Origin of the sequence: Streptomyces sp. NPDC002602 (genome assembly GCF_042889445.1) — a bacterium.
Lineage (GTDB): Bacteria > Actinomycetota > Actinomycetes > Streptomycetales > Streptomycetaceae > Streptomyces.
The window spans coordinates 155,495-165,694 of the sequence record NZ_JBIAQX010000012.1 but is presented as its reverse complement, the minus strand read 5'-3'; the positions used below and the strand labels follow the sequence as shown (position 1 = coordinate 165,694).

The following is a 10,200-nucleotide window of genomic DNA, read 5'->3' as shown; positions in this document are numbered from 1 at the left end:
CTCTTCGCCTCGAACCCTAGGCAGGGCGGCCCGCCCGCACCCGCCCCGCGGGCCCATGTCTGTCCCGGTGGACACGGAAGCCTGGTCGGACGGGCAAACACGCCAAGTGAACGCCAAGTGAGCGCCAAGGCGGACCGGCGACGATCGCCGCACGCCGTCACCACGGCCGCCCGACGCCGTGCCGGTACCCCGGATCCACCCGTGCGAGGGTCCGAACACAGGGGAGAAACCAGTGACGTTGGGGACGATATCGATCGCGGTCCTCGCCGACGACCCGATCACCGGAGAGGGCGCCGCCTGGAGCCTGTGCAGGCATCAGGGGCTGAAGATCCTGCCGCAGGAAGACCACCGGGAGGCGGACGTGGTCCTCGTGCTCACCGCGGACGTGACCGAGGAGACGATGGCACTCATGGAGTCGGTCGCCGCCCGGTCGACCAATCCCGCGATGGGAATCGTGCTGGTGACGGGCCGTATCGACGAGGCCCACCTGCTGCGCGCGGTCCACCACGGCCTGCGCGGCGTGCTGTGGCGCCAGGACAGTACGTTCGACAAGGTCGTGGAGGCGGTCCGGGGCGTCGCCGAGGGCGCCGCGGCCCTGCCGGCACCGGTGCAGGGGCAACTCGTAGACCACATCAAGGCGGTGCGGCGCGATGTGCTGGCACCGCTGGGACTGACCGCTTCCGGCCTGGAAGCCCGTGAGGTCGACGTGCTGAGGTTGCTCGCCGACGGCTTCGACACGACCGAGATCGCCCGGAAGCTGAACTACTCCGAGCGCACCATCAAGAACATCGTCAGCGTCATGATGAACCGCCTCGGGCTGCGCAACCGCACCCACGCGGTCGCCTTCGCGCTGCGCACCGGGACCCTGTAGGCCCTGTCCGGCCCGAACGAGTGGGAGCCGGGGGCCGCGGTGGTACGCGGCGGCCGACCACGGGCCCGCAGGCCCGCACCCGGCACGCAGGGGAAGGAAATCCGGTCCTGCCGGGCAGGGTTCGCCGCCTACGCGACGCCGACGGCACACGCGCTCCTAGGGTCGTCCGGCGAGGACCACCACGCGCGGAGGCGGGCAGGCACACATGGAACACAGGACCGGACCGGCGGAACAGACCGGTGAAGCGGCCGGTGAAGCGGCCGTCTGGGAGCAGCCACTGCCCTGGCTGCCGGAGACGGATTCAGGGGCCGAGCCGGAGGCGGTCACCGAGCCGGGTTCGGCTGCGGAGCCGGGGGCGGTCACGGAGCCGGGTTCGGCTGCGGAGCCGGGGGCGGTCACCGAGCCGGGTTCGGCTGTGGAGCCGGGTTCGGATTCCGATCCGACACCAGCGCCGACGCATGCCCCCGAGGCGGCGCCCGGCACTCCCGCGGCGTCGCCCGAGGCCCCTGCCGTACCCCGACCCCCTCGGCCCGCGAACCGCGCCGCCGCCGGACCTGCGTCGGGCACCGCGAGCACCCCCGCCCCCAGGTCCGCGGCCGACGGCGAGACCGCTCCCGGGGCGGAGCCCGCCGGTATCCACGAGCCCGAGCCGGAGCCGGAGCCGGAGCCCGGGACGGCGTCGGCCGCGGCTCCGGCGGCGGAGCCCGCGACGCCCGCCGCCTCCGGGGCCGAGCGCGGGACGCCTTCGGGCCCCGAGCCGGCGCCGGAACCCGCGGAGCCCGCCGCCTCCGGGCCGGAGCGAGATGAGGCCTCCGCCCCCGCGGCCCCGTCCGGCGCGGAGAGCCCGGCCGTACCGGCCGGGGGCCGCGCGTCCCGGTCCGGCACGGAGCCCCTGCTCACGCGCGCACCCGTGGGCCCGGCCGGGAGCGGCCCCGCGTCCGGCGGCCGGTCCGCGTCCACACCGGCCGCCGGCGGGCCGGGAAGACTGTCCCGGCTGCTCGCGGCCCGGGCCGCCACCCCGCCGACGCCCGTGCGCGGGGGCGCGCAGCCGCAGGAGGACCAGCCGGAGCGCAGCGCGCGGATCATCGGGGCCGTGACCGCCGCCTCGGTGCTGCTGGCACTGGGCCTCGGCACCGTCGCCTTCATGGCCCTCCCCGGCGGCGACGCCTCCGGGCCGGGCGCGGCGCGCGTCGAGGAAGCCGCCGCCCCGACGGTCGGCCCGGACGGCTCGGTGCTCCCCTCCCCGTCCCCGCCCGCGAGCGGCACACCGGCGGCGAACCCGCCCGGAGCCGAGGGCGCCCCGGCCGTCGCGAGCCCGGCCCCGCCCGGGGCGGGCCCCGCTCCCGGTACCGGCCCCGCCCCCGGGTCGGGTCCCGCGCCCGGGTCGGGTGCCGCGCCCGGGACCGGCCCCGACCCCGCCGGTCAGGGGGCCGGCGCCCCCGCGCCCCGGGCGGCCGGCTCGGGCGGCGCCCCCGCCCCGCGTCCCGCGCAGAAGCCCCCGGCCCCGGCGGCCGCCGCACCGGCCAAGGCGGCAGGCGACACGATCGTCGGCTACGGGTCTTCCCGCTGCGTCGGCGTGTCGACGCGCAACGGATCGGACGGATCCGCACTGCAGTTGCAGGGATGCGGCGGTGACGCCTGGCAGAAGTGGGTGTTCGCGTCCGACGGCAGCGTCCGCTCCATGGGGTTGTGCATGGACATCGCCCGCGCCTCGACCGCCAACGGCGCGGACATCCAACTGGCACGCTGCAACGGCGGATGGGCCCAGCGGTTCAACCTCAACGGGTCCCACGACCTGGTCAACACCCAGATCGGCAAGTGCGTCGACACCAGGGACGCGGGCACCGCCGCCGGTACCCGCCTCCAACTGTGGGAATGCGGTGGTACGTCCAACCAGAAGTGGCACCTCGGCTGAGGCCGGCCGGCCCGTGGCCGCCGCGGCCCGCCGCGCCCGGCAAGGCACCGGACGAGAGGCCTGGGCCGTCTCTTTCGGATCGTGCCGGGCGGCGCGGGTCAGGCAAGATCCGAAAGAGACGGCCCAACCTCAAACCGCCGCCCGCACGCCCGTCGTCCCCGCCGCGAGGGCCGCACGGGCCGCTTCCGCCAGGTGGGGCGATCTCCACCGCTTGGCGACTTCCTCCGCCCGGGCGAACTGCCGTAGCGCCGCGGGCTCGTCTCCCAGGAGCCGGTGGATCTCGCCGAGCGCATGGGCGAGCGGGCGGGTGACGAAGGAGATGCCGGCGGCTCCCGCGAGCTGGTCGCCGGCCGGCAGCAGCAGCGGGAGCAGCTCGCGGGCCGCGGACCGGTCCCGCAGCAGGCACGCCAGTTCGGCCCGGAGCGTCAGGGCGATGCTGTGGAGGTGGTCGGCCACACCGGTGGAGAGGGGGCCCAGCGCGTGAACCTGATCGGTCCTGCCCTGCCGGGCGAGGACGACGGCGAGGGCGAGCCGGGCCAGGGGAGCGGTCCCGTCGTCGACGGCCCGCAGCAGCGGCTCGGCGTCCGAGGGGCGCCCCTGGCTGAGCCGAACGGTCGTCAGCCCCAGTACGTGGACGAAGTCGCCGTGCGAGGACCTGTTGGCCCGCAGCCGGTCCCGCACCTCGGCGTAGCCGGCCTCGGCGTCGGCGAACCGGCCCTCGACATGGGCCAGCATGGCCAGGGTCGACAGGTTGATCGCTTCCGCCTCGACCAGTCGGTGCCGTGCGGCGATCGCCCGTCCCTTCAGCGCGTGGCGGCGGACCCCGGCCACGTCGTTGCGGGCACCCGCGGCCATGCCGCTGATGTGCTCCCGCACCCAACTGTTGGCGGGGAGGTCGTGCGCGTAGCCGAGCACCCGCAGTTCCGTCGCCAGGATCTCGCGGTGGTCGGTGAAGCCCTGCGGCACGGCGCCGGACGCGGCCGTCAGGGCGCAGGAGATCAGCAGCGGGTCACCGACCGCGCGGGCGACCGCCAGTTGCCGGGCGCCCTCCCGCCCGCCGGTCTCCCCGTCCGGTGGGGTCCGTACCGGGAGTCCGAGGATCATCGGGTCCACCGCGGCGCGGGCGATCAGCCCGTCGACGAACGCGTCGAGCGCGGCCGGGGCGACGAGTCCCTGCGGCCCGCTCAGCGCGAGCCCCGGGCTGATCGACGCGCCGAGAGCCACCGCCACGAGCGCGTCGTGGCCCACGTCCGATGCCGCCTCGATGGCGCGCTGGCGGGTGTACCGCGCGGACACCACCGCCCCGGCCCGTATCTCGGCCCGCAACAACCGTCCGAGCAGGGCCACCAGCCGGGCGCCGCGTGCGTCCGCCGCGCCGCCCTCGCCGGCCGGTATCAGGGCGAACGACTCGATCGCCTGCCCCAGCAGCTCCACCGCCGTGTCGTGGGCGTAACGGCGCTCCGCCAGGTCCGCCGCGGCGAGGGAGTACTCGACGGCGAGCGAAGCGGTCCGCGCCGTCGCCGACCGCGCGAAGTGGTGGGCCAGGGCCGCCAGGTCGTCGGGTCTGCGACGCCGCAGCACCTCCGCCAGCCGCGCGTGCAGGCGTGCGCGGCGCACCCCGACCAGGTCGGTGTAGACGGTGTCGCGGACCAGTGCGTGCGCGAACCGGACCAGTCCGGGCGCCGGTTCGGTCAGCAGCCCCGCCATGACGCACTCCTCCAAGCCGTCGAAGACCTGGTGCTCGTCGTACTGGGCGGGATCGACGGCCTCGATGAGGACGCCCACCTCGGACTCGCAGCCGCACACGGAGGCGAGCCGCAGGACGGCGAGGGCCACGGGGCGCAGCTGCCGCAGCCGCCGGCGCAGTACGTCGCGTACGCCCTGCGGCACGTCGGAGACGGCCACCAGCGCGCCCTCGCCGGCGAGCAGCCGGGCGCTCTCGCGCACGTAGAAGGGGTTCCCGCCGGTCCGTTCGGCGAGCGCGGTCACGGTGGCCGCGTCGACCGACGTACCGCACACGGCTCTGACCAGGGTGTCCACATCGTTCGGCGGCAGCCCGCCGACGGCCAGTCGGTGCGGGGAGCGGTGTGCCAGTTCGGCGAGGGTCCCGGTCAGTCGGTCTCCCGCATCGGCCGGACGGTACGTCGCGATCACCAGCACAGGGGCGCCGGTGAGCTCGGCGGTCCGTTCCAGCAGGGCCAGGGTCTCGCCGTCCGCCCGGTGCAGGTCCTCGATGGCCACCGCCAGCGGTCCGCTCCCGGCGGCCGTCCGAAGCCAGGCGCTGAACGCCCGGTGCAACCGGAATCGCCCGGCGCCCCTCCCGTCGCCCCACGCCGGAACCCCCTCGGACAGGCCCTCGCCGCCCCCGCTCTCGCCGCCCCCGCTCTCGCGATGCCCGCGATCCACGGGCCCGGGGCGTTCGTCGCGCCCGTCGCCCTCGCCGTGCCGGGTCCGTACACCCGCCCCGCTGTGCCCGCCGAGTTCGTCGAGCGGGACGTGCGTTCCGTACCCGTCCTCCTGGAGCAGCGGGGCGACCGCGTCCTGGTCCGGGGGAGGCACCTGCCGCGCGAGCGCGCCGAGTGCCTCCGCCCACGCCCATGCGGGCGGGGCGCCGTCGAACTCGGGGCAGCGCCCGACCACGACCGTCCAGCCCTCGGCCCGCAACTGCCGCCGGAACCGGCCGAGCAGCGCGGACTTGCCGGCCCCGGCCTCTCCGGTCAGCAGCACGACGCCGCCCGCGTGCCGGGCGCGACGGGCGGACTCGTACAGCGCCGCCAGCTCACCGTCCCGTCCCACGAACAGCTCGTGCGGGGCAGCGGTGGAGACCACCACCGGTGCGGGCCTGCCGGTCGCGGGCACCGCCGCGCGCAACACCTCGGTCCGGTCCGTCAGCATCGCCCGCTCCAGGTCGACCAGTGCGTCGCCGGGGCCCAGACCGAGCTCGTCGGCCGTGATCCGGGCGGCCCGGCGCAGTTCGGCCAGCGCGTCGGCCCGCCGGCCGCTCGCCCACAGCCCGAGGGCGAGCAACCGCCAACCCTCCTCCCGGAGCGGGTGCTCCCGTACGAGTGCCTCGGCCGAGGGCACCACCTCGGCCGCCGCCCCGGCCCCGAGGGCCGCCTCGACCGCGAGTTCCCTTGCGACGACGCGCAGTTCGCCCAGCCGGGACGCCTCTGCGTGGGCCCACTCCTCGTCGGCCCACTCCCCGTACGCCGCCCCGTGCCACCAGCCGAGGGCCTCGTCGAGCAACCGCCGGGCCTGCGCCGGTGATGCCGTACGCGCCCGCCGCACCGCCGCTTCGAAACGCCACGCGTCGACCGCTTCCTGCGGCAGCCGCAGCGCGTATCCGGGCGGGGCGCTGACCAGGACGCCGGACGGAGTGCGGGGCGCCCGCCCGGGTTCGAGCACCCGGCGCAGGTTCGACACGTAGGCGTGCAGGGACGCGGCCGCCTTCTGCGGGGGCCGCCCGCACCACAGTCGGTCGATGAGCGTGTCCACGGGTACGACGGTGCCGCGGTGGACCATCAGGAGGGCGAGGACCGCGCGTTGCCGGGGGCTTCCCAGGTGGACCGGTGTGCCGTCGACGGCAGCACCGAGCGGCCCCAGGACCTGAACACAGAGCATGAGGTGCCAATGTACAGCGACTCCGTGACAGGTACGCTTCATCCAGCCGGCGCCCGCGGCGGGTCGCCGGGCCCGCGGCCTCTCGGCCTCGCGCACAACCGAGGCAGAGTCCGAGTGCGAGGCGGGGGCCTCCCCGTCCGCCGGACCTCCGGGACCGCCGACTAGCCTGTCCCGATGGGACTCGACATCACCGTGCTCATGGTCGACTGGCAGCACTTGGCGCGGATACCGGCGGACGACAGGGCGGACGTGCTGGGTGATGCCGCGTGCCCCGACTTCTGCTGCCGGGCGTGCGAGGACGCCGACCTCGCCGTGACGGGCGGCTGGGTGTGGCGGCGGCAGGTGTCCTGGTGCGCCGAGTACCGGTTCCACGGAACCACCGGCTCCTACGGCTGGCACGCCCGATTGGGCAATGCCTGGAATGACGTCCGGACCTCGGTGGCGCCCGAACTGCGGGACGCCCTGGACCACTTCCTGCGCGGCCTGTTCTGGGACGACCCGGCCGACCTCACGTGGATGGACCCCACGGCCGCCGCGGAGGAGGAACGGCCCGCCGCGCGCGGCTTCCCCGACGACCCCGCTCCGTGGCGCCCCCCGGTGCTCCTGCTCAGCGCCCCCGACGAGGTGTCGGAGCTGGTCCGCTCCTGGCAGGTGGCCGCGCCCCGGCTGGAGGAACTGCGCGGGCCCTTCGAAGCCGAGGCCGCCGGCTGGGCGGGCCGGCCCGCCGGCTTCGACGCCGCCGCCGCGCTGTTGCGCGAATGGGGCGACGTGGCCACGGAGGCCGGCGCCCGGGGATGGGGCCTGGTCGGACTCCCCTTCTAGGCCGTCTCTTTCGGATCTTGCGGGTCGAGCCCGCGTCGTCCGGTGCCGTGCATCGCACGGCGGAGAGGCTCCCGAGTACCGGACGTCCTCGGGTGCCTCGACAACGCGGCGAGGTGCGGCGCCGGACGACGCGGGTCAATACAGGGCCGGGGGCCCATGGTGTGTGCCATGGGCCCCCGGCCTCCTGGGAGTGGGGCGGGTCAGCAGCGACCGGCCGGCCGGTCACGGACGACGAGGTCCGTGGAGCCGGTGGTCGCGTCGATCCAGGCGACCTGGCGGCCGGTGCCCGCCGCCGGGTAGCTCTGTTCACCGCGGTTGCACGAGACCCGGTCCAGACGGGACCCGTCGGTCGTGAACTGCCACAGCTTGGGCAGCGATTCGTTGCGGTAGCGGGTGTCGGGCGTCTGGGCGACGACCGTCAGCGCCTCCTCGGAGACGGTGAGGTCGGAGGCGATCAGCGCGCCGGGCTTGTGCTCGCTGCTGACCATGACGGTCCCGGTGCCGTCCAGCGCCGAGCGCAGGATCGTCATCTGCCCGTCATCGCCCTCGTTGGTGTCACTCAGCCAGAACACGTTGTTCCCGTTGACCCCCGTCTGGCCCAGGCTCACGGCCTCGTCGAGCTGCTCGGCCAGTGTGGTCTTGCCCGAGGCCAGGTCCAGGATCTCCACCCCGAGGCGGTAGGTGCCGTCCTGCGGGTAGAGCTTGGCGTAGGCGAGCTTGTCACCCTTGACGGACGGCAGGGCGGTGATGATGTCCCAGTCCTGGCCGTCGACGAAGACGGGCGCCTTGTCGGCGGGGCGCTGGTAGCCGACGTGCCGGCCGCCGAAGATGTCGTACTCCTCGAAGACGACCACGCCCTTGTCGATGCGCAGGCCCGAGACGCCCGTGGTCGAGCTGTAGAGCTTCTTGACCGGGCCGCCCGCGATCGGACGGGAGAGGATGTCGACGGAAGTGGTGCCGTAGGCCGTCCAGACGGCCGTCTTGCCGTCGGTCGCGGGCGCCGTGTGGAAGCGCCCGTCGTTGGGGCTGATCACCTTCGCGGCGCCCTTGCCGTCCATCCGGCCGGCGTAGACGGAGTAGGGCTCGGAGCCGTCGTCGTTGGACTTGGAGACCGTCCACCACCCGCCACCGGCGCCCAGACCGCTGTCGGTGGTGTTGAGCTTGCCGAACAGGGAGTCGCTGTCCACGCCCAGGGCCTGCTCCCAGCCGGGAACGATGCCGTGGGCGTTGAAGGCGCGCTTGACCGTGTTCTGTTGGCCGGCGGTGACACCCATCGACTTCGCCGCGGCGAGTACCGCGTTGCGGGCCTCGGTGAATCCGTCGACCGGAGTCATGTACTCGGTGAGGGCCTTGTAGACGATCTTGTCGGCGAGGGTGCCGCCGAGGTCCTCGCGCATGTCCCACAGCGCACCGGAGAAGATCGTCGAGTTCAGGTGCACGCCTCCGTTGTCGGTGGCGAAGGAAACACCCAGGAAGCTCTTCGACGTGGTGGCGCCGTCGTTGAGGTCACGCAGCGCGCAGTCGGCGGCCGACTTCGTGCGGCACAGGTTCTCCCCGATCAGGCCCGCGGTGGGGTCGGTCATCGGGGTCCCGTTGGCGGTGACGTCGATCGCGTTGCCGAAGTAGTCCGCGAGGGCCTCGTTGAGGGCACCGGACTGACCGGCGTAGACGAGGTTCGCCGTGTGCTCGATGACGCCGTGGGTCATCTCGTGGCCCACCACGTCGGTGTCGGCGGAGAGCGGCTTGTACTCCTTGTCGCCGTTTCCGTACACCATCTTGGCGCCGTCCCAGAAGGCGTTGACGTACGGCAGGCCGTAATACGTCACACCGACCAGCGAGTTGACGGTCATGCCGCTGCCGTCGAGGCCGTCGCGCCCGTGGGCGTTCTTGTAGTAGTCGTAGACCTGTCCGGCGTTCCAGTGGGCGTCGACGGCCCCGGAGTCCGTGGCCGCGGCGTTGAACTCGGCGGTGGGCGAGGAGAACATCTTGAGGTTGCTGGGCCACTTGCCGGAGGCTTCCGAGACCGACCGGCCGCGGGCGTCCCAGGTCGCCAGCAGGTTCTTGGACGTGCCCCGCATGCGGACGGCATCGGCCATCACGAAGGTTCCCGCGGGCTGGTCGTAGGCGATGGACAGCGGGACCTTGGCGCCGTTCAGCCGGGTACCCGATCCCGCCTCGGGGAACAGACCGGACGCGTCACCCGCCGGGCCGTCCGCGGCCGGGGCGTCCTTCGTGTCCTTGCCACTCACCGCGTCCGGCGCCGTCATCGTCTTCAGGGCGCTGTACTGGAGTGCCGGGTAACCCGACTTGGCGTCGACGTACACCTCGCGGACCACCGGCTCCCCGGTGCCGGGCGCGCTGCCCCGCACGGTGACGCGGTAGGCGAGGACACCGTCTCCCTTGGGGAGGATGACGAGCCCCTTGGCCTCACCGGTCAGCGGAGCCTGGGCGGCGTCGTGGCCGGCGCCCTTCGGTGCCTGGCTCTTGCCGAGCACGGCCCCGCCCAACTGGTGGATGGTGGCGGTCACCGCGCGCTGGACGGCGAGCTCTTGGCCGACCTGCGGGGTGACGTCGGCGGTGAGGCCGGTGAAGTAGTGCCCGGACGTGCCGGTGACCACCCGCTTGCCGTCCTGCTTCTGCATCCGCACCACGTACTGGCCGCCGAGGACCTGCACGCCGTGGTGCTTCTGCTGAAGGCGGACCGTCTCGTCCGCGCCGCTGTTCACCGTCGAGACGGGAGCCAGGTCACTGACCGCCTGCGGGATCTTGTAGCGGCTCTTCTTCGAGGCGAGGTGCTGACGCGCCGCGTCGGCGGGAGCCGCCTTGGCGTCCACGGGTTCACGTATGCCCTCGACCAGGACGGGGGTGGCGGTGTCCCGTCCCGAGAGAGTGCCTGACCCTCCGTCAGTGGGGTCTGTGGCCTGCGCGGGTGACACCGTCAGTGTCAACGCGGCGGCCAGCAGAGCCGCGA

5 protein-coding genes are annotated in these 10,200 nt (G+C 74.2%); 3 read left to right on the top strand and 2 right to left on the bottom strand.

From position 1 onward, the window contains the following. The first annotated feature begins 232 nt into the window (after window positions 1-232). Window positions 233-871, top strand: coding sequence for a response regulator transcription factor (locus tag ACFYW3_RS27460; RefSeq protein WP_351763637.1), 639 nt, complete (start codon window positions 233-235; stop codon window positions 869-871). A gap of 205 nt (window positions 872-1,076) precedes the next feature. Continuing rightward, a complete protein-coding gene (locus ACFYW3_RS27455) occupies window positions 1,077-2,786 on the top strand; it encodes a ricin-type beta-trefoil lectin domain protein (protein ID WP_389387639.1) in 1,710 nt (569 codons plus the stop codon). Between the two features lie 129 nt (window positions 2,787-2,915). Here the strand turns inward: ACFYW3_RS27455 and ACFYW3_RS27450 are convergent, their stop codons facing one another. Further along, window positions 2,916-6,407, bottom strand: a complete 3,492-nt coding sequence (locus ACFYW3_RS27450; RefSeq protein WP_389387638.1) for a BTAD domain-containing putative transcriptional regulator — start codon at window positions 6,405-6,407, stop codon at window positions 2,916-2,918. Window positions 6,408-6,581: 174 nt separating this feature from the next. On the opposite strand from ACFYW3_RS27450, the gene ACFYW3_RS27445 reads away from it, so the two are divergent. Continuing rightward, window positions 6,582-7,229 carry a hypothetical protein gene (locus ACFYW3_RS27445; RefSeq protein WP_389387637.1) on the top strand — a complete coding sequence of 216 codons (648 nt, stop codon included), beginning with the start codon at window positions 6,582-6,584 and terminating at the stop codon, window positions 7,227-7,229. A 200-nt stretch (window positions 7,230-7,429) separates the two neighbouring features. Here ACFYW3_RS27445 and ACFYW3_RS27440 read toward each other — a convergent pair whose 3' ends face one another. Next, window positions 7,430-10,063 (bottom strand): M4 family metallopeptidase, encoded by a 2,634-nt coding sequence (locus ACFYW3_RS27440; protein WP_351752759.1) that lies wholly within the window; start codon window positions 10,061-10,063, stop codon window positions 7,430-7,432. Window positions 10,064-10,200 lie beyond the last annotated feature (137 nt).

Bases quoted from the DNA above. Each gene is read 5' to 3' on its own strand.
- ACFYW3_RS27455 (WP_389387639.1), top strand. From the start codon at position 1,077: ATGGAACACAGGACCGGACCGGCGGAACAGACCGGTGAAGCGGCCGGT.
- ACFYW3_RS27450 (WP_389387638.1), bottom strand. From the start codon at position 6,407: ATGCTCTGTGTTCAGGTCCTGGGGCCGCTCGGTGCTGCCGTCGACGGC.
- ACFYW3_RS27445 (WP_389387637.1), top strand. From the start codon at position 6,582: ATGGGACTCGACATCACCGTGCTCATGGTCGACTGGCAGCACTTGGCG.